21 protein-coding genes are annotated in these 22695 nt (G+C 34.6%); 18 read left to right on the plus strand and 3 right to left on the minus strand.

Annotated elements, in window-relative coordinates:
* Nucleotides 1–11: 11 nt before the first annotated feature.
* The 3 genes from ACT4_RS00175 to ACT4_RS00185 are packed head-to-tail and all read right to left on the minus strand — an operon-like array spanning nt 12 to nt 3745.
* On the minus strand, nt 12–2192 hold the full coding sequence (locus ACT4_RS00175) for a polysaccharide biosynthesis tyrosine autokinase (RefSeq protein ID WP_007478197.1): 2181 nt from the start codon (nt 2190–2192) through the stop codon (nt 12–14).
* 18 nt (nt 2193–2210) lie between these two features.
* Nucleotides 2211–2639: a low molecular weight protein-tyrosine-phosphatase gene (locus ACT4_RS00180; protein WP_007478198.1), complete on the minus strand. Its 429-nt coding sequence runs from the start codon at nt 2637–2639 to the stop codon at nt 2211–2213.
* 5 nt (nt 2640–2644) lie between these two features.
* On the minus strand, nt 2645–3745 hold the full coding sequence (locus ACT4_RS00185; RefSeq protein WP_007478199.1) for a polysaccharide biosynthesis/export family protein: 1101 nt from the start codon (nt 3743–3745) through the stop codon (nt 2645–2647).
* 556 nt (nt 3746–4301) lie between these two features.
* Here ACT4_RS00185 and wecB (ACT4_RS00190) point away from each other — a divergent pair.
* The 18 genes from wecB (ACT4_RS00190) (at nt 4302) to galU (ending at nt 22691) form a co-directional block, all read left to right on the plus strand.
* Entirely contained in the window at nt 4302–5432 is a 1131-nt protein-coding gene (gene wecB / locus ACT4_RS00190) for a non-hydrolyzing UDP-N-acetylglucosamine 2-epimerase (protein ID WP_007478200.1), read from the plus strand.
* A 32-nt stretch (nt 5433–5464) separates the two neighbouring features.
* A complete protein-coding gene (gene wecC, locus ACT4_RS00195; protein WP_007478202.1) occupies nt 5465–6724 on the plus strand; it encodes a UDP-N-acetyl-D-mannosamine dehydrogenase in 1260 nt (419 codons plus the stop codon).
* Nucleotides 6721–7905 (plus strand): hypothetical protein, encoded by a 1185-nt coding sequence (locus ACT4_RS00200; RefSeq protein WP_007478203.1) that lies wholly within the window; start codon nt 6721–6723, stop codon nt 7903–7905. Before wecC ends, ACT4_RS00200 begins: the two co-directional genes overlap by 4 nt.
* Nucleotides 7883–8398, plus strand: coding sequence for a DapH/DapD/GlmU-related protein (locus ACT4_RS00205; protein ID WP_007478205.1), 516 nt, complete (start codon nt 7883–7885; stop codon nt 8396–8398). Before ACT4_RS00200 ends, ACT4_RS00205 begins: the two co-directional genes overlap by 23 nt.
* Nucleotides 8379–9149, plus strand: coding sequence for a polysaccharide pyruvyl transferase family protein (locus ACT4_RS00210; RefSeq protein ID WP_007478207.1), 771 nt, complete (start codon nt 8379–8381; stop codon nt 9147–9149). The genes ACT4_RS00205 and ACT4_RS00210 overlap by 20 nt, the downstream gene beginning before the upstream one ends.
* Nucleotides 9107–9442: a polysaccharide pyruvyl transferase family protein gene (locus ACT4_RS00215; RefSeq protein WP_081399762.1), complete on the plus strand. Its 336-nt coding sequence runs from the start codon at nt 9107–9109 to the stop codon at nt 9440–9442. Before ACT4_RS00210 ends, ACT4_RS00215 begins: the two co-directional genes overlap by 43 nt.
* 8 nt (nt 9443–9450) lie before the next feature.
* Nucleotides 9451–10587: a glycosyltransferase family 4 protein gene (locus tag ACT4_RS00220; protein WP_007478210.1), complete on the plus strand. Its 1137-nt coding sequence runs from the start codon at nt 9451–9453 to the stop codon at nt 10585–10587.
* 398 nt (nt 10588–10985) lie between these two features.
* Nucleotides 10986–11771, plus strand: a complete 786-nt coding sequence (locus ACT4_RS00230) for an O-antigen ligase (protein ID WP_007478214.1) — start codon at nt 10986–10988, stop codon at nt 11769–11771.
* Complete coding sequence (locus ACT4_RS00235) at nt 11759–12811, plus strand: hypothetical protein (protein ID WP_007478216.1); 1053 nt, start codon at nt 11759–11761, stop codon at nt 12809–12811. The genes ACT4_RS00230 and ACT4_RS00235 overlap by 13 nt, the downstream gene beginning before the upstream one ends.
* An 8-nt stretch (nt 12812–12819) precedes the next feature.
* Nucleotides 12820–13854 (plus strand): polysaccharide biosynthesis protein, encoded by a 1035-nt coding sequence (locus tag ACT4_RS00240; protein WP_007478217.1) that lies wholly within the window; start codon nt 12820–12822, stop codon nt 13852–13854.
* Nucleotide 13855: 1 nt separating this feature from the next.
* Entirely contained in the window at nt 13856–14968 is a 1113-nt protein-coding gene (locus tag ACT4_RS00245; protein WP_007478218.1) for an NAD-dependent epimerase/dehydratase family protein, read from the plus strand.
* A gap of 13 nt (nt 14969–14981) precedes the next feature.
* Nucleotides 14982–16112 (plus strand): non-hydrolyzing UDP-N-acetylglucosamine 2-epimerase, encoded by a 1131-nt coding sequence (wecB, locus tag ACT4_RS00250; RefSeq protein ID WP_007478219.1) that lies wholly within the window; start codon nt 14982–14984, stop codon nt 16110–16112.
* A 3-nt stretch (nt 16113–16115) separates the two neighbouring features.
* Nucleotides 16116–17333, plus strand: a complete 1218-nt coding sequence (locus ACT4_RS00255; protein WP_007478220.1) for a glycosyltransferase family 4 protein — start codon at nt 16116–16118, stop codon at nt 17331–17333.
* Nucleotides 17326–17937: a sugar transferase gene (locus tag ACT4_RS00260; RefSeq protein WP_007478222.1), complete on the plus strand. Its 612-nt coding sequence runs from the start codon at nt 17326–17328 to the stop codon at nt 17935–17937. Before ACT4_RS00255 ends, ACT4_RS00260 begins: the two co-directional genes overlap by 8 nt.
* Nucleotides 17934–18584, plus strand: coding sequence for a NeuD/PglB/VioB family sugar acetyltransferase (locus ACT4_RS00265; RefSeq protein WP_007478224.1), 651 nt, complete (start codon nt 17934–17936; stop codon nt 18582–18584). The genes ACT4_RS00260 and ACT4_RS00265 overlap by 4 nt, the downstream gene beginning before the upstream one ends.
* Before the next feature lie 31 nt (nt 18585–18615).
* Nucleotides 18616–19791 carry a DegT/DnrJ/EryC1/StrS aminotransferase family protein gene (locus tag ACT4_RS00270; protein ID WP_007478225.1) on the plus strand — a complete coding sequence of 392 codons (1176 nt, stop codon included), beginning with the start codon at nt 18616–18618 and terminating at the stop codon, nt 19789–19791.
* A gap of 136 nt (nt 19792–19927) precedes the next feature.
* Complete coding sequence (locus ACT4_RS00275; protein ID WP_007478227.1) at nt 19928–21802, plus strand: nucleoside-diphosphate sugar epimerase/dehydratase; 1875 nt, start codon at nt 19928–19930, stop codon at nt 21800–21802.
* 13 nt (nt 21803–21815) lie between these two features.
* Nucleotides 21816–22691: a UTP--glucose-1-phosphate uridylyltransferase GalU gene (gene galU, locus ACT4_RS00280; protein ID WP_007478229.1), complete on the plus strand. Its 876-nt coding sequence runs from the start codon at nt 21816–21818 to the stop codon at nt 22689–22691.
* The last annotated feature ends 4 nt before the right edge of the window (nt 22692–22695 follow it).

Here is a 22695-nt window from a genome sequence, read left to right on the forward strand (position 1 = left end):
GCAAGTTAAAGTTAGTCTTCTTTATTGGCTTTATAGGCATAAGCATAGTTATAGCTATAACCAGCGCCAGCAGTACGTTGGATATCGTTTAAGATGAAGCCATTCACTTTGACACCTGCTTGCTCAAAACGATTTAAGCTGAGCTCAAGCTCTTTCATTTGTGATTTAGAATAACGAGCAATTAATAAGTTCACGCCTGCATATTGAGAAATAATAATACCATCCGTTACGGCCAAGATCGGCGGCGTATCAATGATGATATGATCATATTGTTGGCTGAGTTCATCAAGTAATGCTTTAAATTTTTGAGAACCTAACATTTCAGATGGATTTGTTGGACTTTTACCACGTGTGATGACATTCAGTCCATTTACCTCAGTCTGATGAATTACTTGATCTAACGCAACTTGATTGCTCAAAAACTCAGATAAGCCTGGCTTTATATCAACATCAAAGTATTTATGCATATAACCACGACGCATATCCGCATCGATGAGAAGAACTTTTTTATCGCTTTGAGCAAAAATGGTTGCTAAATTCGTTGAAATAAACGATTTTCCGACTTCAGGTGCTGGGCCAGCAATCATAATGATATTATTTTTTGCGCTTGCAAGTGCGAAATGGATTGCCGTACGGATACTGCGTAAGCTCTCAATTGCAATATCATCGCTATGTTTGACAGCTAAGATCGGGATCGATTTTTTCTTTTTCAAGATACTGATACGAGTTTCTTGTACAGGAGATCTCGGAACTGTAGCATAAACAGGAAGGTCAAACTCTCTCTCGATTTGTGTCGAGTCTTTGACGCCAGTACGTAGCATATTTCGTAATAATGCAAGCAGAGTCCCTAAGAAGCCACCAAGGAAAATAGAAAGAATTAAAATTTGTAATTTCTTAGGTTTGATTGGTTCTACAGGTTCTACGGCAGTATCCACAATCCGGACATTACCAATTTCACCTGCTTTTGCGATACGTAATTGCTGATATGAATTAAGCAATGCTGTATACAGTTGGGTTTTAACTTCAACTTCTCGATACAATTGTAAGTATTGGCGTTGTAAATCTGGTAGGCGTTTAAGTGTGCCATTAAGGTCTGAGATTTGTTTATTTAATGCTGCAAGCTGAGCATTAATCTCACGCATAGCAGGATGCTCAGACGTGTACTTAGCAGCTAAATCAGCTTGCTGTTGTTGCAATTCAATTTTCTTTGTTTCTAAAGTAATACTTTGAGTCAAATAAAGTTCTGACTCTTTAGTCACATCAACCGTATTGTATTGTTGACGGAATTTATTGAACTCACGTTCAGCATCATCTAACTGTTTTTTTAGTTCAGGGAGTTGCTCATCTAAGAATTTCAGTGTTTGTGCTGTTTCTGCTGATCGACGAGCAACATTTTGAGCACTATAAGCTGATAAAATAGAATTTAGAACTTTAGTAATATGTTCTTTATCTTGACCTTGATAATTTAATCCCAGAATTCCAGTTAGTTTTCCTCTTTCAGCGACGGAATAATTTGTCAAAATCGTATTGACCGAAATAGGTAAAGAGCTTTTCTTTACAAGATAATCGGAATCGAAACTATCTTTTGAAAAAATAGCGATTTTCCATAAACCGTATTTGGTATTAATCTGATTTAACTGATTCAGAGGGGCTGTAAGAACAACCTCATCCGTTTTTAGATCGGTTAGACTAAAGCTATTATTTTTAAAACTTAAGCTAAGTCGTTTGTCTATATAATGGTTGGGAACATCGAATTGCTTGATATCAAAAGATTTCCCGCCATCATTAAAAATAACAGCTTTTGGAGTATATTCAGTAGAGTAATCTACTTTATTGAATAAACGATGAGAAAAGGTATCTTCAGTGCTGGAAATATTAATATCTAGATGAAGTGCTTGAATCACAGAACCAAGAACCAAGCGAGACTTTAAAATTTCAATCTCAGATTGAGCAGGCGACTTTTGATCAATCATTTGTGAAAGATCCCCAAGCAGCGCAGCTGAAGCCCCTTTACTGTCTTCTACTTGGACCAAAGCATCAACGGAATAAGTATTTGGAGTTGCGCGTAGGTATAACAAAGCAAAGACCAAACTCAAAATAATACACAGTGCAATTAGCTTCCATTGTGCAATCAAAGCAAAGAAAAGCTCTTTTAGGTCAATCGTATCTTCAGTATTGGTATTTTGGCTCATAATCTTAAATCTAAAAAGTTAAATATAGTTTTTCCAGTCTGTAACACATTGTTGGATTAGCAGACAGGTTTGATCAAAAAAAGTTTGATCGTGTTGGTAAGGGTCAGGTACATTTTTGTTTTGCCAATGACCTAAACGGAAAACTTTCCCTTTTGCAAATGGCCAAGTTTGCTCGATATGTTTTTGCTGATTATGACTCATCACAAGAACTAAATCTGCACTTTTTAAATGCCCAGCATTTAACTTTTTGGCAACATGGGCACTCATATCAATATTGAGTTGATGCATACATAGTATGGCTTTTTCATCAGCCGGATGTCCGATTAAACCTGAAATGCCTGCTGACTCAATGTATAAGTTAGGATAATCTGCTTTTAAAAAATACTCTGCCATAGGGCTACGACAAATATTACCAACACACACAACCAGAATATTTTTGATATTCATTTGAATTATTGTCCTAAGCGATCAATGTTATACAAAGCGCTTGAGAAAGGAATCATTTGATTCACAACACGTTGCCAGCGTGTTAATCCTGTCGCATCTACATATACAATATCGTTACTACGTAACTGGAATTGATTGGCTAATCCAAAGTCACCGAGACTCAACAAATTCATATGATACAGAGCGGTACTGTGATCAGTAGGGTTTGTTCTTAATACATAAATGCGACTAGCGCTAGCGGATAAAGGATTTAAGCCTAAACTTTCACCAAGTGCATCACTCAAAGACATGCCTTGATCACGCATAGCTAAAGCTTGATTCTTACCGGACTCCCCCATAACGTAGATTTTTTGATTCTCTCTTGTACTGACATAAATCGTATCATTAGGTTGAATTAAAAGGTTATGCAGCGAATATCCTGATTTTTCTAACTCTATCGTATTGAGGTTATAGGTTTGACCATTTCGAATAAGTTGAATGTAGGTATTTGCACCTTGATCATTGATTCCTCCAGCAAGACCTAATGCTGTATAGATACTTGTGGGTTTATCATTTAAATAGAACTGACCTGCGCGAGTTACACTTCCTTGGACTGAATAACGTTGCCCTTGATAGGAAAGAACTCTTACGATGAGATCTGGGTTTTTTAAATATTGTGCAAAGTGCTTTCTCAGTTCTACATTTAATTGGCTGAGTGATTTACCTGATGCCTTATATCGACCTACCAATGGCAGTTGAATATATCCATTAGCATCAATTGGAAAACCATTTGCTTGGATCGCTTGGTCATTGCTCATCGTCACTGATGGCGGGGTAATTTCAGGGTAGGCCCATAACTGAATAGATAGAATATCCCCTGAGCTTAAGCGATAAGTTTGAGGGTGCATCTTAAAAAGTGATGTATAATTCTGTTGTGTGTTTACTTGTTGAGAGAGAATAGTCGTTAGGCTATCTTGAGTAATTTTTACAACATTAATATGTGACCCTAAATCAGTTGTGTAGCTTCCTTCACTTGGAATGTCATAAGTTTGCAAGCCAGAAGTAACGGCACAACCTGTAGCACTAATGCTAATTGCGAGGATAGAAAAAATTTTATAATGCTTCACGCTCGACCCTTGAATACTTATATCTCATTGATATCAGCTGCTCTATACAGCTTCACTTTAGATTTAAAAATGCACTCAGTCTAGCCGAAAAACGATAAAAAATCATGAGAAAATCTAGAAGCTTTGTATGTTTAGTATTTCTAAGCTATGTCTAGACAAATAGGATATAGATGCTTGCTGATAAGAGAGTGCTTATTAAAAACAATCGTACAATTAAAGTGAGGGGTAAATTTAAAATCTGCTATAGTAGAGCCGTTTTTATCCTAGGTAGGATTTCGTTGGTAATCAGGAAAGCTACTTTTCTTGGTTGGTAGCAAATTCTTTAGATAAACTAAAAGAGTATTAGTTTTACTTGTTAAACATAGGACCTAAAGACGATTGATAGCCATAGTTTCTTTAAAAAATTGAGTTAGACTTATGCACTTTCTTTAAGTTTTCATAAAAAAACAATATTGTAGTTTTGTGGATATTTGAAGTTACATAACCATTTTGGGTGTTTCTTTGGCTCTTAATATCGCTTTAAGTCGTATGATCATGAATAAAAAGGGTGGGTTAGGTGAAGAGGGTTTTATTAGTATTTGGTACTCGACCAGAAGCGATAAAAATGGCACCTTTGGCTATAAAATTAAAAGAGTTTGATCAAGACTTTGAAACTAAAGTTTGTGTTACTGGCCAGCATCGCCAGATGTTAGATCAAGTTTTAGAGTTATTTGATTTGAAACCTGACTTTGACTTGAATCTGATGAAACCAGGCCAAACTTTATCTGACATAACATCTGGTGTATTAGGGGGGTTAGAGCAAGTATTTGAGCAATGGATTCCTGACCTTATTCTTGTACATGGTGATACTGCAACTACATTTGCCGCTTCGTTGGCGGCATATTATCATAAAATAAAGGTAGGTCACGTCGAAGCTGGTTTACGAACAGGAGATCTATATTCTCCTTGGCCAGAAGAAGCTAACAGACAATTAACGGGTGTTTTAGCAAATTATCATTTTGCTCCAACACAATCTTCTTATGAAAACTTAATTAAAGAAAATGTGAACCCCGTCAATATCGTAATCACAGGTAATACCGTGATTGATGCTCTGTTACAAGTGAAGAAAAAAGTGGAAACAGACCAATCACTTGTTAATCAATTTCAAGAACAATTTTCATTCCTTAATTCTGATAAAAAACTTGTGCTAGTCACTGGACATCGTCGAGAGAATTTTGGACAGGGTTTTCTAAATATTTGTAAATCTTTAGCAAATTTAGCTAAAAAATATCCTGAGATCCAAATTGTTTATCCTGTTCATTTAAACCCAAATGTACAGCAGCCTGTAAATGAACTTTTAGCAGGAATAGAAAATATTCACCTGATTGCGCCTCAGGACTATTTACCTTTTGTCTATTTGATGAATCGTAGCTACCTGATTTTAACTGATTCTGGTGGAATTCAGGAGGAAGCGCCATCTTTAGGAAAACCTGTATTGGTAATGCGTGACACTACGGAAAGACCTGAAGCTGTACAGGCAGGAACGGTACGTTTGGTTGGAACTGATGTAAATACTATCGAACGATCAGTAACCATGTTACTTGAGAATCCAAATATTTATGCAGAAATGTCTGAAGCACATAACCCTTATGGTGATGGCACAGCATGTCAGCAGATTATTGATTTCTTAAAAAGAAATTTCGTTTAATTTTTATCTATCAAGTTTGAAAAGTATTGAATATGAATAACGTATTTAAGCATATCTGTGTAATTGGATTGGGCTATATTGGTTTACCTACTGCAGCAACATTTGCTGCACATGGAGTAAAAGTTACTGGTGTTGATGTGAATCAACATGCTGTAGATATGATTAATCAAGGAAAAGTTCATATCATTGAACCTGATCTGGATGCTTTAGTCCGTGATGTTGTAGCACAAGGTAAGTTATCTGCACAATTAACGCCAATTGAAGCGGATGCCTATATTGTTGCAGTCCCGACACCTTTTAAAGATGACTATCAACCAGACTTAAAATACATTGAATCTGCTGCTAATGCTTTAGCACCTTTTTTAAAGCCTGGTAATTTGGTTATTTTAGAGTCGACATCACCTGTGGAAGCGACTGAACAAATGTCGGCTTGGTTAAGTGAAGCGCGTCCAGATTTAAGCTTCCCGCAACAAAAGGGTGAAGAGGCTGATATTTTAGTTGCGCACTGCCCAGAGCGTGTATTGCCAGGTAAAGTTTTACAAGAGCTCATCAGTAATGATCGTATTATTGGTGGGATGACACCACGTTGCTCAAAAGCTGCATGTGATCTATATAAAACTTTTGTAAAAGGCGATTGTATTGAAACTAATGCTCGTACAGCTGAGATGTGTAAGTTAACGGAGAATTCTTTCCGTGATGTAAATATCGCTTTTGCAAATGAACTTTCGATTATTTGTGATAAGTTAGATGTCAATGTTTGGGAGTTGATTTCTTTAGCTAATCGTCATCCGCGCGTGAATATTTTACAACCAGGACCTGGTGTAGGTGGACACTGTATTGCTGTTGATCCTTGGTTTATTGTTGCGAAAACACCAGAGCAAGCACGTTTGATTCGTACTGCGCGTGAAGTGAATGATGCAAAACCTGAGTGGGTGATTGATCAGGTTAAGATCAAGATCACTGAGTTTTTACAGGCAAATCCTTCTAAAACAATTCAAGATGTTACGATCGCTTGCTATGGTTTGGCATTTAAACCAGATATCGATGACCTACGTGAAAGCCCTGCATTAGAAATTACTAAACGGTTAGCAGAACAAGGGTTGAATATTTTAGCGATTGAGCCAAATATTGATTTTTTGCCAAGAAATATACCATCAAATATTAAGCTAGCTGATAAAATTGAAAAAAGAGAGGTTGCTGATATACACTTGGTATTAGTGGGCCATAAGGAATTTAAAAAGCTACTGTTTAAGTCGTCTGATACTATTGATCTAATTGGTGTATTTGTATGAAGCTAACGGGGCTGATTTCTGTGGCCCTCTTTAGAGGGCTTACAGCTTTAATAGCTTTTGCTTTAATTCTATTGCTAATGCAATATCTTAATATTGGAGATTTTGCTAGCTTCTCATTTTATTACACATGTTTTACCTTGTGTAGTGTTTTGCCAAATATCGGTGTTAATAATTCTGTAGTATTAAATAATGAGGATACAACGTTTATTAACAAAGCAGTAAACGTACGGTTATATCAAATTTTGTTTTCTTTGTTTTTTGCTCTTGTATTTTTCTTGGCAGAAATAGTAGATAATCTTTTGATATTTGCATGTTTAGCTGGGATTTTGAGCTCTTTTTTTGATCTTCAGTTGAGTTTTAAACAAGCTTCAAAAGACTTAAAAAAATTTGCATATTTTATGCCTGTAAAAACTAGTATTGTTTTTATAGTTGCATTAATTACTTTAACTGTATCAAATAATTTTATTGAAGATGTTTTTGTTAACTTAAGTATTGTCTTTTTTCTGCTTTCAATTGTTTGGTTTTATAAAAAAATAAATATCAGTATCAAAGATATAAAGAAAAATTTGATGGTTTATAAATCTAGTAGAGATATCTTTATATTTGAAGTTTTAGCTTTATTAATGGCTAGGGCTGAAGTGTTTATATTGACTTTTTATAATAATAAAGAAGTGGTTATAAAGCAAGATATTGCAAATTTTTGGTCTTCTTATAATTTTATATTAGTAATATCCATGCTTGGTACTACTTTGTCAAGCATAATGTTGCCTTACATGAAAGAAAGTTTAGGTGATTATCGGAAGATAAATAAAATATCAAATTTAACATTTTTTTTAATGGTGTTATTAATATTTATTGTTGTTGTATCTTCGTATGTGCTGGGAAATTACTTTTTGACTCAATATAGCGAGATTTATAAGTTTATTTTCTTTATGGGCATAGGTGTTTGTTTTAGTTTTATGTCAAATATTGATAGAATGAAAATCGTATCAGGGGTGGGTTCTAACAATCGAGCAAATATCATAGTTGTTACGCAGTTTATTCTTTCAATAATATTAAATATTATTTTAATCTATATTTTTGGTATATGGGGCGCTATATTTACATTTGTTTTTATTCGTGCTTTTGCTTGGTTCTTAATGCATTGTGAGGTAAAAAATGATACGAAACATATGGAATAAAATATTTTGGAAGTCAGGAATAAATATTAAAGGTGACCAAGTTTCTTTGAAAAGAGGTATAATATTTCAAAAACAAAACTTAGTAATAGAAAATTATGTTCATCTTGGCCCAAACTATTATATTCATGCAGGTGGTGGGGTTCATATAGGTAAAGGTACTATAATCGGGCCTAAATTGAAAATATGGACGGTCAATCATGATTACTCTTCTATGGAGATTTTACCATATAATAAAAATGTTATAAAAGGTACTGTTGAAATAGGAGAGGGATGTTGGATTGGTTTAAATGTATCTATTTGTCCGAATGTGAAAATTGGTAATGGAGTAATAATTGCCATGGGTTCTGTCGTAACAAAAGATATACCTGATTTCGCAATTATAGGTGGAAATCCAGCAAAAATTCTTAAATATAGATATGAATCTGAAGATCAGTATTTAGTTCTGCAAAATAGTATTAGTCAAGAGAAATTTTATGGAAAAGCATATTTCTAATCAAAAGTATGATGTCATTATTAAAGGGGCATACGGTGCCGCTAATTTTGGCGATGATGCTTTAATTTATTCTATATTAAAGAATTTTTTCTTAGATAAGAAAGTTGCTGTCATTGGGAAAAAAAATACTTATTGGAATAAGCTTTTTTCTGATGTTGAATATTTTTCTTTAGATTCCGAAAAAAATATTCAAGCAGATTTTTTAATTTATGGAGGTGGCACGCAATTCTTTAATTTTAAAAGTTTTAGATATTTTTTAAAAAAAATTATATTTGCTTTTAGTAATCCTATGTTGCTTAAAAATAAATTTCTAAAGAAAAAAGGACTAGTTGTATCAGCAAAGGAAGAGATCTATTTAGGTATAGGTTTGGGACCTTTTAACGATGAAAAAGCTGGAGAATTTTTTTTAAAAAAACTTCGTATTAAGAAGTATGTTTTTGTGCGTGACTTTTTAAGTTTAAATTATATGAAAGGTGGTGCAACAAAAGTAGATGATTTATGTTTAATGGATTATAAAAGATACCAAGATAGTTCTAGTGGTAATAAAAATAATAAATTATGTATTATTATTCGTGATTGGGATTTTGATAATAACCACAAGCATGTTCAAAAAATTATTGATTTTTATAAGAATACTACTAAATATGAGTTAGATTTTATTTTTTTGGTAATGATAAAGAGTGTAAAAAAAAGCTTAGAGAAAATAATATTTCATTTGTTGAATGGAATCCAGAAAAAAATGATTTGCTAGCATTTTCAAGTATGTTGTCAGAATATAAGCTTATAATATCTTCAAGATACCATGGTATAATTTTTGCTCAAATCCATGGTGTTCCATCTATAGCAATTAATATTGAACCAAAGTTAATGCAAGTTTCAAAAGAATATTCTGGTATCAAGCTATGGGGAGCGGATTATTGTATCGATGATTTGGATCGGTTAATACAAGATTCATTGAGCTCTTCTAATTGTATAAGCTGGGACCATATTACTGATATTAATAATATTAGTAATACATTAAATACAATTGTTTCTTCAGTTTGAGGCTCTATATGAAATTTATCTTAATCTATTCTAAAATTTTTAATTTGAAAGATAATGATATCTTATCTCAAATTGGTGGGGTTCAAAGATATATGTATGAGCTCGGGAAATTGTTAAAAAATAATTTTAATGAAAAGGTCGTATTAATACAGTTCGGTGATGAAGATAAATTTTTAAACTATGATAACTTGGAAATTCATCAATACAAACTTAAAAATGTAAAACAATTAATAGATAGTTTGAGGGTGAAGAATTTTATTGATAAGGATGATATTATTATATGGGGTTCTGATACTCTTAGTATTAAAACCGAGTATAGGTCTATTTCTATACAACATGGTATTGCTTGTGATTACTTTAGTAGAGAAAATAAATTACAGAAATTCTGCTATAGGATTCCTCTATTGGCTTTAGGGTATAAAGTTTTACAACTTTTTAAAAGTTATAGTGTTTTTGAAAACACTAAATATAGAGTCTGCGTGGACTATAACTATTTAAATTGGTATCGTACCATAAATATATATAGACATAATATGAGTAATATTCATGTTATACCTAATTTTACCAAGATTCCAGAATTTAAAGAAAAGGAGAGAAAAGAAAAACTTATAATTAGTTTTGCAAGACGTTTTCATCATAGACGGGGAGCAAAGCTGTTATGCGAAGTTGCTGACGATTTATTAAAAGATTTTACCTCTTTAGAGTTTTGGTTTGCTGGTGAAGGGGAGGAAATGAATTATGTAGAGAATTTAAAAGAAAAATATCCATTAAATGTTAAGTTCACAAAATTTTCACAAAATTTAACTTTTGATTACCACCAAAAAGTTGATATTGCAGTTGTTCCAACCATAGCTTCTGAGGGAACATCTTTAAGCTTATTAGAAGCAATGGCATGTAATTGTACTGTCATTTGTACAAATATTGGAGGAATGACTAATATTATTTTAGATGAGTTCAATGGTTTATTAGTTAACCCTGAATATGAAGATTTAAAACAAGCATTAACTAAAGTAATTAATAGTTATGAGCTTAGAAATAAATTAGGTCATAATGCTTATTTAACAGCCAAAGAAGGTTTCAGTTTAGAGTTATGGGAGAAAAAATGGTTGGCACTAATTCATAAGGTCATAAGTAGTCATGATTAATTTTTTAGTTGCTATAAATGCTTTTTTTCTATATGGCGGCTATTATGCTATATTAATGGTGTTGTTTAATTTTCAACTTATTGATTCAGTAGGAACTATTTATAGTATATTGGTAAGATTTATAACTGTTGTTGCATTATTTTTATTAAGTTTGAAAATTTTTTCTAGAAAATTTAGTGTGCTAGATATTTTTATCCTTTTTTTGTATTGGGTTTTTCTTTTTTATATCTCATAAAAATTATTACTATTGATGCTTCTGGTTTTTTATATGGTAAGTCCCAATATATATTTTATTTTTTGAGTTATTGTTTCTTTCCATTTGTCTTATTTTCGTTAATAAGTGTAGAGCGAATATATGATAAATTTTTTGATTGGATTCAAAAATCTAATTTTGTTTTTTGGTTCTAGCTATAATTTTTTACGGGAAATATTTATTAGAAGGGGTAGGTCGTTTAAACTCATCTACAATTGGTACTGGTGAAGAAGTTATTAGTCCATTAGTCTTATCATATGTTTCCTCTTTAGCAGTTTCCTTAGCATTTGTTAATATTTTTTTAAGACCCGAAAAAAAATCATATAACTATTTAATCCTTCTGCTGGCAATTCCTAGTTTTTTATTAGGAGCTTCCCGAGGTTCACTATTAGTTTTATTTTTTACGGCTTTTATTCTTATGTTTTTTATTGATTTTAAAACTAGGATTAAGTTTTTAGTGGGTGGTGTTTTATTTTCTATAGCTTTATATATTATTTCTGTTTCTACTTCTAGTTCTATTTTTACTCGTTTTGTTAATATTTCAGATGACGTCTCTAGTAATAGTGATAGTGCTGTTAGACTATTGATGTGGAAAGATTCATTAACTGAGTTTAGTTCTAACTTTTTATTTGGTGGGGTTATTGAAATAAATAAGATTTATCCACATAATATTTATATTGAATCTTTGATGTCAACAGGTTTAATTGGATTTCTATGTCTTGTATTATCTATAATTTTGGTCTCCTATAAAATATTTATTTTGATTAAATTTGATAAGAAATACGTTTTATTAGCTGTTCTTTTTGCGAATGCTATTATTCAGTATTTTTTTTCGGGTGCTTTATATTTTTCGATTTTATTGTTTTCGTCTTTCGGTATTGCAACAGGTATTTATCTATCTAGTAAAGAGGGGGAAAAATGTCATCTTTAATATTTATTAGTTCTGCTTTGCAACAGCCAAGACATCAGAAGCGTATTGATCTCTTGTTAGCTCAATATGATTTAAAAGTGTTTTATTTTTTTAGAGATAAATACTTGGATAATTATAAGCATTATACTGATAATGCAGAGAAAATTGGTGAGGTAAAAGATGGTAAGTATTTTTCTAGAATTTATCTTCTTTTTAAGTTGTTTTTTCTCTTAATTAAATCATCAACTAAAAATGTTTATTGCACTTCCCCTGATCAAGTTTTAATAGCATTATTAGCTCGAAAAAAAGTTTTTTTCGAAGTGGGGGATTTATATCAAATTGATGGTCGAAATAAAATTTATCAAATTTTAGATTATTTTATTTTACCAAAAATTTCTGGTCTTATATTAACGTCAAAATATTTTTATTTGGGTTATTTTAATAGGTTTGAGAAATCCCTTAAAAATAAAGTGGTAATTGTTGAAAATAAACTTGCTCCTAGCTGTAAGGACTTAATAGCTGAATATAGAGAAAAAAATAAACTTAGTTCTTCTAGGGGGAGAGTTAAATTTGGTCTAATTGGTAGTTTGGCTTTTGAGAAATCTTTATTGAAGATCAAGGATTTTATGATTAATAATCCTCAGTTTGAGTTGCATATTTATGGTGGGGGGTTGGTTAGTATTTTTAATGAAGTTCCTAACTGTTTTTATCATGGTGTTTTTAAAAGCCCCGAAGACTTGTCTTCTATTTATAATAATGTGGATATTAATATTATACTTTATGATTATGATAATAATAATGTTAAATTAGCTCTACCTAATAAATTATATGAGTCTATAGCTTTTACTAAACCTATTATTTGTGCAAGAGATGTAGCTCTTGGTGAGTATGTTGTTGATAATCATCTAGGAGTCGCTGTTGATGATTTTAATTTGAAAGATTCTATCGAAAAGATTATTGATGAATATGAGACTTATATAGAAAGCTTGTTAAATATGCCTTCAAGTTCATATTTATGCTATGAGCAGGATGATATTTTGGAATTGTTGAAAGTTAATTAGGTGATATTGTGTTTAAAGATAAAGTTTTATTAATTACAGGTGGTACTGGTTCTTTTGGTAATGCTGTTCTAACTCGATTTTTAGAAACAGATATTAAAGAAATTCGTATTTTTAGTCGCGATGAAAAAAAGCAAGATGATATGCGTAAGAAATATCATTCATCAAAGCTCAAATTTTACATAGGTGATGTGCGCGACTATACCAGCATTTTAAATGCTACCCGTGGTGTTGACTATATTTACCATGCAGCAGCTTTAAAACAGGTACCATCTTGCGAGTTTCATCCAATGGAAGCTGTAAAAACTAATGTATTAGGTACTGAGAATGTACTTGAAGCAGCTATTCAAAACCATGTTAAACGTGTTGTATGTTTGAGTACAGATAAAGCAGTTTATCCAATCAATGCAATGGGCATTTCAAAAGCAATGATGGAAAAAGTTATCGTAGCTAAGTCTCGTAACTTAGAGGGTTTAGATACAGTTATTAGCTGTACTCGATATGGAAATGTAATGGCATCACGTGGTTCGGTGATTCCTTTATTTGTTGATCAAATTCGACAAAATAAGCCATTAACAATCACTGACCCGAATATGACTCGTTTTATGATGACGTTGGAAGATGCGGTCGATTTAGTACTGTACGCCTTCGAGCATGGCGAAAATGGTGATATTTTTGTTCAAAAAGCGCCTGCTGCAACGATTGAGGTTTTAGCAAAAGCTTTACGAGAACTATTGAATTTTGAAGAGTATCCGATTTCTATTATGGGAACTCGTCATGGTGAGAAAGCATTTGAAGCTTTGTTGAGCCGTGAGGAAATGGCTGTGGCAATTGATCAAGGTGAGTATTTCCGTGTACCAGCCGATCAACGTGATCTTAATTATGAAAAATATGTTGAGAATGGTGATTTAAAAATTACTGAACTCGAAGATTATAATTCGCATAATACCGAGCGTTTAGATGTAGAAGGCATGAAGAAACTGTTACTTAAGTTAGAGTTTATTCGCGCACTAACACAAGGGCAGTATGTAGATCCAGAGGCTTAATATGAAGGTTTTGGTAACAGGTTCAAATGGTTTTATTGCTAAAAATTTGATTCAGTTTTTATCTGAAAAAACCGAAGTTGAAGTTTTAAAAGTTCATCGGGAATCATCTGAGCAAGAACTAAAAGACTTTATTTTAGCTGCTGATTGGATTGTTCATTTAGCAGGCGTTAATCGTCCATTAAATGAAAGTGAATTTATTGATGGCAACGTTAAGCTCACAGAGACAATTGCACAAACACTCAGAGCAGAACACAAATTAACACCGATTATCTTATCGTCATCTATTCAAGCTGATCGTGATAACGCTTACGGGAAAAGTAAGCTTGGTGGTGAGCAAGCTCTTGAGAAATTACATGCAGATCAAGGAAATCCAGTTTACATTTGCCGTTTAGCCAACGTCTTTGGTAAGTGGTCTCGTCCAAATTATAATTCTGCTGTTGCAACCTTTTGCCATAATGTGGCAAATGATTTGCCACTTCAAATCAATGATGCAAATGCTCTTATTCGATTAGTCTATGTTGATGATGTTGTTGAAACCTTTTGGAACATGATCAATGGTTCAGTTACCGTTGACCAAACTTTCCAAATCCAGCCTGAGTATCAAATTACTGTAGGTGATTTAGCTGAAACTTTAAATGGTTTTAAAGCATCGAGAGATACGTTAATTACTGATCGAGTCGGAACAGGTTTAACGCGAGCTTTATATTCAACTTACTTAAGCTTTTTAAGACCTACACAGTTTGATTACAGTGTGCCTAAATATGGCGATGCTCGTGGTGTTTTTGTTGAAATGTTAAAGACACCAGATGCCGGTCAGTTTTCATATTTTACTGCACACCCGGGCATTACTCGTGGTGGACATTATCATCATACCAAGACTGAAAAATTCCTTGTGATTAAGGGTAAAGCCTTATTTAAATTTAAGCATGTGGTTTCAGGTGAGTTTTATCAACTCGAAACGCATGGTGACGAGCCGAGAATTGTTGAGACAGTACCTGGATGGACACATGACATTACCAATATTGGTGATGATGAAATGGTCGTGATGCTATGGGCAAATGAGATTTTTGATCGTAGTAAGCCTGACACTTATGCAATGCCGATAACAGATTAAGAGTTGAATTGTTGTGAAAAAATTAAAGCTAATGACCGTCGTAGGTACACGTCCTGAAATTATTCGTTTGTCTCGAGTTATGGCAGCATGTGATCAATATTTTGATCATGTTTTGGTACATACAGGGCAAAATTATGATTATGAATTGAATGAAATCTTTTTTACAGATTTAGGGATTCGCAAACCTGATCATTTTTTAAATGCTGCAGGTGGAACAGGTGCAGAAACAATTGGTAATGTGATTATTACCGTTGATAAGATTTTGGACGAAGTGCAACCAGAAGCATTGCTGGTTCTTGGCGATACTAATAGTTGTATGGCTGTACTACCTGCCAAACGTCGTAAAATTCCAACATTCCATATGGAAGCAGGCAATCGCTGTTTTGATATGCGTGTTCCAGAAGAAATCAATCGTCGAATCGTAGATCATACTGCTGATATCAACTTGACTTATAGTACGATTGCTCGAGATTACTTATTGGCTGAAGGGTTGCCTGCTGACTTAGTTATCAAAACAGGTAGTCCGATGTTTGAGGTACTTAATCATTATAAGGCGAAGATTGAAGCATCAGATATTCTTGAACGATTAGGTTTGAAAGAACAGCAGTATTTTATTGTCAGTGCGCATCGCGAAGAAAATATTAACTCTGATCAGAATTTCTTAGATCTTGTGGAAATGTTAAATGCAGTTGCTGAAAAGTATCAATTCCCTGTCATCGTTTCTACGCATCCAAGAACACGTAAACGTATTGAACAACTTAATATTGAGTTCCACCCATTGGTGCAATTATTAAAGCCACTTGGTTTTAGTGACTATAATAAACTACAGCTATCAGCTAAAGCGGCTTTATCTGATAGTGGTACAATCAATGAAGAATCTTCGATTTTGAATTTCCCTGCATTGAATTTACGTCAAGCACATGAGCGTCCAGAAGGCATGGAAGAAGCCGCTGTGATGATGGTGGGATTAAAAGATGAACGGATTCTACAAGGTTTAGAGATTTTAGAATCTCAAGCACGTGGAGATGAGCGTTTATTACGCTTGGTGGCAGACTATAGTATGCCAAATGTAAGTGATAAGGTCGTTCGTATCATCATGAGCTATACCGATTATGTTAATCGCGTGGTATGGAAAAAATATTAAGTAATGAAAATTCTTCTTTTAACGCAATGGTTTGATCCTGAGCCTACTTTTAAAGGTTTAGCATTTGCTAGGGAGCTACAACGACAAGGTCATCAAGTACAAGTTCTAACAGGATTTCCCAACTATCCTGGAGGAAAAATTTATGATGGTTATAAATTGAAATTGTACCAACGTGAACAAATTGATGGAATTTCGGTTTTACGAGTTGCATTATTTCCTGATCATGGTAGCTCTGCGTTAAAAAGGATTTTAAATTATATTAGTTTTGCTTTTATGGCATTGCTTTTCGGTATTTTTGCAACTAAAAAAGCGGATGTTATTTATGCTTATCATCCGCCGTTAACAGTTGGTTTAGCTGCAATTTTCATTAAATTATTTAGAAGAATTCCTATCGTATATGATATTCAGGATATGTGGCCTGATACGCTTAAAGCAACGGGAATGCTCAACAATCAGAAAATATTGAATATTGTGGGCCACGTATGCCATTTAGTTTACTCTTATGTTGACCATATCGTGGTTTTATGCCCCGGATTTAAAAAGTTATTAGTTGAAAGAGGCGTATCAGAAGATAAAGTCAGTGTAATTTACAATTGGTGTGATGAAAACAGTTTGACACAAGCAGAACCAATCAAAGTTGATTATCAGAATTTATTGAAGGATCGTTTCAATATTATATTCGCTGGCAATATGGGTAAAGCCCAATCATTAGATACGATTTTGGATGTTGCAAAAGAATTAAAATTAGAATCAAAAATACAATTTGTTTTTGTGGGTGCGGGAACTGAAACCGATCGACTTAAACAAAGGGTAATTCATGAAAGTATTGAAAATATAGTTTTCATTCCTCGATTACCAATGTCTGAAGTGGGTGGCGTCTTGGATTATGCAGATGTGCTATTGGTTCATCTTAAACGCGATCCACTTTTTGAAATTACAGTACCATCTAAAACGCAAGCCTATATGGCAATAGGCAAGCCACTATTAATGGCTGTATCTGGAGACGCAGCAGATCTTGTACAAGAAGCTCAATGCGGTCGTATAGCAAGATCTGAGGATGTTGATAATATTAAAACTGCTATTCTGGAAATATATCATTTACCTACTGATGGACAACATCAATTAGGTTTGAATGCTAAGCAGTTTTATGATGAAAAATTATCTTTAAGTTATGGTACACAACAATTTATTGAAATTTTCAAAAGGGTGAAAGATGCTTAAACGTTTACTTGATATTGTGATTGCATCAATTGCATTGGTAATTTTATCGCCTTTATACATTTTTGTAGCTTATAAAGTGAAAAAAAATCTAGGATCTCCAGTTCTTTTCCGTCAGGTACGTCCAGGGTTAAATGGGATACCTTTTGAAATGATTAAATTTAGGACGATGAAAGATGCAGTTGATATACAAGGGAATCCATTACCTGATCACGAACGTTTAACCCCTTTTGGAAAAATGTTACGTTCAACAAGTCTGGATGAAATGCCTGAGTTATGGAATGTCATCAAAGGTGATATGAGTATTGTAGGGCCTCGTCCATTACTCATGGAATATTTACCACTTTATAATAATGAACAAGCGAAACGACATAACGTTCGTCCTGGTATGACTGGTCATGCCCAAGTTAATGGTCGTAATGCAATTGGCTGGGATGAGAAATTCAAACTTGATACTTGGTATGTAGAAAATCAATCAGTTTGGTTAGACTTCAAAATTATGCTTAAAACTGTCAAAAAAGTGATTGCTAAGGATGATATTAATGAAGCTGGTGAAGCAACAATGAGTAAATTTACAGGAACAAATAATAAGGAGTCAGATAAATGACAGAATTTATTGGTGTATATGGTGCGAGTGGTTTTGGTAAAGAAGTGATGCCATTAGTCCGCCAAAAATTCCCAACTTTGCAAAAAGAACAATTTGTTTTTATTGATGATGGCCAAGCAGGTGGTAGACTGAATGGTTATTCAGTTTTAACCTACACAGATTTTATTAATAACACAGCTACACATAAGGCTGTAACGATTGCGATCGCGAACAGTATTGTTCGTGAAAAACTAGTCGTGCGTCTAAATGAGGATGGAGTTCAACATTTAGCGATACAAGCAGACAATACAGTGGTTTTGGATGAGGTAGAGATCGGTGAAGGGAGTCTGCTTTGCCCATTCACTTGTTTGACCTCAAATATTAAAATTGGCAAGTTTTTCCACGCTAATATCTATAGTTACGTCGCTCATGATTGTGTGATTGGTGATTACGTTACCTTTGCACCAGGGGTAAAATGTAATGGAAATATTCATATTGAGGACCATGCCTATATTGGTACAGGTGCAGTGATCAAACAAGGAACACCAGACAAGCCATTGGTGATTGGTAAAGGTGCTGTAGTTGGGATGGGTGCAGTGGTAACGAAGAGTGTGCCAGCAGGCGTAACTGTGATTGGTAACCCAGCAAGAATTTTAGAAAAGAAGTAAGCCGTATTATTTTATAGATCAGGAAATTACAATGTTGAACACAGCATTCGAACCATGGCCAAGTTTTACGCAACAAGAAGCAGACGCAGTTAAAGATGTATTACTTTCAAATAAAGTAAATTACTGGACAGGGCAAGAATGCCGAGAGTTTGAAAAAGAGTTCGCAACATTTGCTGGCACTCAATATGCGGTGGCTTTAACCAACGGTACTGTTGCTCTAGATGTAGCTTTAAAAGCTTTGGGAATTGGTGCAGGTGATGATGTAATTGTTACGTCACGAACTTTCCTTGCCTCCGCCAGTTCAATTGTTACCGCTGGTGCTAATCCTATCTTTGCTGATGTTGAGCTGGACTCTCAAAATATTTCACGAGCTACCATTGAAGCGGTACTGACTCCGAAAACCAAAGCGATTATTTGTGTGCATTTGGCAGGCTGGATGTGCGATATGGATCCGATTATGCAGCTCGCTGCAGAAAAGGGGCTTTACGTGATTGAAGATTGTGCACAAGCCCATGGAGCGGAATATAAAGGTAAACCAGCGGGTTCAATTGGACATATTTCAGCTTGGTCTTTTTGCCAAGATAAAATTATGACCACAGGTGGCGAAGGTGGCATGGTCACGACCAATGATGAAAGCCTTTGGAAGAAAATGTGGTCTTATAAAGATCATGGTAAGAATTTTGATAGTATTTATAATAAACAGCATCCACCCGGTTTTCGTTGGTTACATGATTCATTTGGAACCAATTGGCGTATGATGGAAATGCAGGCAGTGATTGGTCGTATTCAACTGACACGTATGGCAGAGTGGACACAAAAACGAACTGAGAATGCAGAAAAAATTCTAAAAGCTTTTGCCGATTCTCCATATTTTACAGTTCACTTACCTTCGAATGATTATGTGCATGCGCATTATAAATGCTATGTACAAGTCAATTTGGCTGCATTACCTGAAGGTTGGTCACGGGACAGAATCATGCAAGAGATTAATTCGCAAAATGTGCCTTGCTTTAGTGGTTCTTGTTCTGAGGTGTATTTGGAACATGCTTTTGATAATACTCCTTGGAGACCTCAACAGCGTTTGAAAAATGCCCAGCAACTTGGTGAGACAAGTTTAATGTTTTTGGTACATCCGACATTAAGTGAAGATAGCATTACAAAAACAGTAGTGGCTATTCAGAACGTGATACAAGCAATTGATGATTAAATTATTGAGTAATATCCAGAATCAGAGTTTATAATTAATCCCTGATTATGAAATTAAAAATGTAAGAGGCATTTCGGCTTTTAAAGTGAGGTGTCTATAAAGATAAAATTGTTAAAGAGTTGTTTAGAAGATCATTGTGAAAAAGATTATTCATCAATTTGCCTCTGCGCCAAGATTATTTAAGCAAATATTCCTTGTTATCTTGGATGCTTTAGCTTTTCCAGTGATCTTATGGTTGTGCTATGTCATCCGCCTATTTGATTTGGGTGCTAAAATTATCCCAGGCATAGATCATGGCATTTTACTTGTCGCCCTAATTGCAATTTTGAGTTTGGCCATCACTGGTGTTTATCGCTTTATTGTTCGAACCTTTAATGAAGTATTTATTGTTAAGTTAGCGATCGCTGTTAGCTTAAGCATGATCGCGCTCTACACCCTGAGTACGTGTACACAAGCTTATATCCCAATGTCCATTCCATTTATGTTTGGATTTATGATGTTTGCTTGGGTTTGGATTAGCCGAGCTTCTATCCGTTTTATTATTAAGGCTTCATTTTATTCAGAAATTGGCCGGAAACGTATTGCGATATATGGTGCAGGTGATGCTGGACAACAAATGGCCGCTGCATTACATCGTTCAGATGATCATTTACCAGTTTTCTTTATTGATGACTATGCATCATTACAAGGCCAAATGGTTGGCGGTTTAAAAGTATATTCTGTTGAAAAAGCATTACAGCGTTTTGAGAAAGACCGTATAGAGGAAATTTTACTGGCACTTCCTTCGGTTGGTCGCGTCAGAAAGACAGAAATTATTCAACAGTTTGAAAATGCGCATTTAAAAATTACTGAATTACCTGGACTGACTCAACTGGTTGATGGGGAAATTCAAATTTCAGATATCCAAGAAGTTGATATTATTGACTTGTTGGGGCGTGATCCAGTTCCTCCTATTTCACATCTACTCGCAAAAAATATTCAAAATAAAATTGTGATGGTGACAGGTGCGGGTGGTTCTATTGGTTCTGAATTATGTCGTCAGATCATCAAAAATAATCCTAAAATGTTGGTGTTGTATGAGTTAACAGAATTCGCATTATATGACATTGAAAAAGAATTAAGACAGACCGCTAAATGCGAAATTATTCCAATTTTAGGAACAGTCCAAGACCAACAAAAACTAGAACGCATTATTGAACAGTACCACATTCAGACGGTTTATCATGCAGCTGCTTATAAACATGTACCACTCGTTGAGTGTAATCCAATCGCGGGATTGAAAAACAACTCGATTGGTACGGCAAATAGCCTGAATGCCGCTATTAAAAATGGTGTTGAGACTTTTGTTTTAATTTCTACAGACAAAGCTGTACGCCCAACCAATGTGATGGGTGCTTCAAAACGAATGGCTGAATTATACTGCCAAGCGGTTGCTGATACACAACCCAATACACAAATTAGTATTGTTCGTTTTGGTAATGTGCTTGGGTCTTCGGGTTCTGTTGTACCATTATTTAAGCAGCAAATTGCACGTGGTGGCCCCATAACAGTGACACATCCAGATGTTACACGTTATTTTATGACGATTCCTGAAGCATCACAGTTGGTGATTCAGGCGGGTGCACTTGGGACGGGAGGAGATGTATTTCTGCTTGATATGGGTGAGCCTGTACGTATTCAAAATTTGGCTCGACAAATGATCAAGTTAAGCGGCTTAACTGTACGTGAAGCTGGGTCGTTAGATGGTGATATTGAAATTGCATATAGCGGATTGCGCCCAGGCGAAAAACTGTATGAGGAATTATTGATTGATCAAGAAAATACAGAATACACAGAACATACTCGTATTTTACGGTCTTTTGAGAAACATTATCCATTAGCTGAAATTCAATTGATTTTTGATAAAATTAATCAAATGACTGCGGTCGAACATGATGTTGATTGGGCGTTAACCCAGCTTGAATATTATGTTGATGGCTACAAGCGTAGTGATGAAGTTAGAGTGAATTAAACTGAGAAATTAAATGATTAAGAAAGCAATTTTGCCTGTCGCTGGTCTTGGAACTCGTTTTTTACCAGCGAGCAAATCAATTCCAAAAGAAATGGTGACTGTGGTTGATCGCCCAGCAATTGAATATGTGGTGCGTGAAGCAGTTGAAGCAGGCATTGAACAGATCATTTTGGTGACTCACTCATCAAAAGCATCGATTGAGAACTATTTTGATCGTAATTTTGAACTTGAAACGATATTAGAACAAAAGAAGAAGTTCGACCTACTGAAAGAAATCACAGATATTTTACCGAAGCATGTTAGCGTGATTAGTGTACGCCAACCGCAACCATTAGGTTTGGGACATGCGGTTTTATGCGCCAAAGATGTAATCGGGAATGAAGCTTTTGCAGTGTTGCTACCCGATGTACTGGTCAAAGATGCTGAGGCAGACAATGATTTATCGCGAATGATTCGCCGTTTTGAGCAGTCGAATGCTGCACAAATCATGGTTGAAGCTGTTCCTGATCATCTGGTTGATCAATATGGCATTGTTGATGTCGCAAATTCGCCAAATGAAGGTGAAAGTATTGTAATGCAAGGCATTGTAGAGAAACCAAGTGTTGGAACTGCACCATCCAATTTGTCAGTCGTTGGCCGTTATATTTTACCTGCGCAAATCATGGCACTGTTAGAGAATACACCGCGTGGTGCAGGAAATGAAATTCAATTGACGGATGCGATCGCAGCATTGCAACAATCAGAAACTGTTGAAGCCTATCGTATGAAAGGGCAAACTTTTGATTGTGGTAGCAAGATTGGGTATCTTAAAGCTGTACTACACTATGGTGTTGAACATCCAAAATTGGGTGAAGAGTTTAAGGGCTTAATTCGTGAGTTAGCCCTATAGTTTA

It is taken from the genome of Acinetobacter sp. NBRC 100985 (genome assembly GCF_000241225.1).
In the GTDB taxonomy this organism is placed as follows: domain Bacteria; phylum Pseudomonadota; class Gammaproteobacteria; order Pseudomonadales; family Moraxellaceae; genus Acinetobacter; species Acinetobacter venetianus.

Bases quoted from the DNA above. Each gene is read 5' to 3' on its own strand.
- ACT4_RS00175 (WP_007478197.1), bottom strand. From the start codon at position 2,192: ATGAGCCAAAATACCAATACTGAAGATACGATTGACCTAAAAGAGCTT.
- ACT4_RS00180 (WP_007478198.1), bottom strand. From the start codon at position 2,639: ATGAATATCAAAAATATTCTGGTTGTGTGTGTTGGTAATATTTGTCGT.
- wecC (WP_007478202.1), top strand. From the start codon at position 5,465: ATGAATAACGTATTTAAGCATATCTGTGTAATTGGATTGGGCTATATT.
- ACT4_RS00200 (WP_007478203.1), top strand. From the start codon at position 6,721: ATGAAGCTAACGGGGCTGATTTCTGTGGCCCTCTTTAGAGGGCTTACA.
- ACT4_RS00205 (WP_007478205.1), top strand. From the start codon at position 7,883: ATGATACGAAACATATGGAATAAAATATTTTGGAAGTCAGGAATAAAT.
- ACT4_RS00210 (WP_007478207.1), top strand. From the start codon at position 8,379: ATGGAAAAGCATATTTCTAATCAAAAGTATGATGTCATTATTAAAGGG.
- ACT4_RS00220 (WP_007478210.1), top strand. From the start codon at position 9,451: ATGAAATTTATCTTAATCTATTCTAAAATTTTTAATTTGAAAGATAAT.
- ACT4_RS00235 (WP_007478216.1), top strand. From the start codon at position 11,759: ATGTCATCTTTAATATTTATTAGTTCTGCTTTGCAACAGCCAAGACAT.
- ACT4_RS00245 (WP_007478218.1), top strand. From the start codon at position 13,856: ATGAAGGTTTTGGTAACAGGTTCAAATGGTTTTATTGCTAAAAATTTG.
- ACT4_RS00255 (WP_007478220.1), top strand. From the start codon at position 16,116: ATGAAAATTCTTCTTTTAACGCAATGGTTTGATCCTGAGCCTACTTTT.
- ACT4_RS00260 (WP_007478222.1), top strand. From the start codon at position 17,326: ATGCTTAAACGTTTACTTGATATTGTGATTGCATCAATTGCATTGGTA.
- ACT4_RS00265 (WP_007478224.1), top strand. From the start codon at position 17,934: ATGACAGAATTTATTGGTGTATATGGTGCGAGTGGTTTTGGTAAAGAA.
- ACT4_RS00270 (WP_007478225.1), top strand. From the start codon at position 18,616: ATGTTGAACACAGCATTCGAACCATGGCCAAGTTTTACGCAACAAGAA.
- galU (WP_007478229.1), top strand. From the start codon at position 21,816: ATGATTAAGAAAGCAATTTTGCCTGTCGCTGGTCTTGGAACTCGTTTT.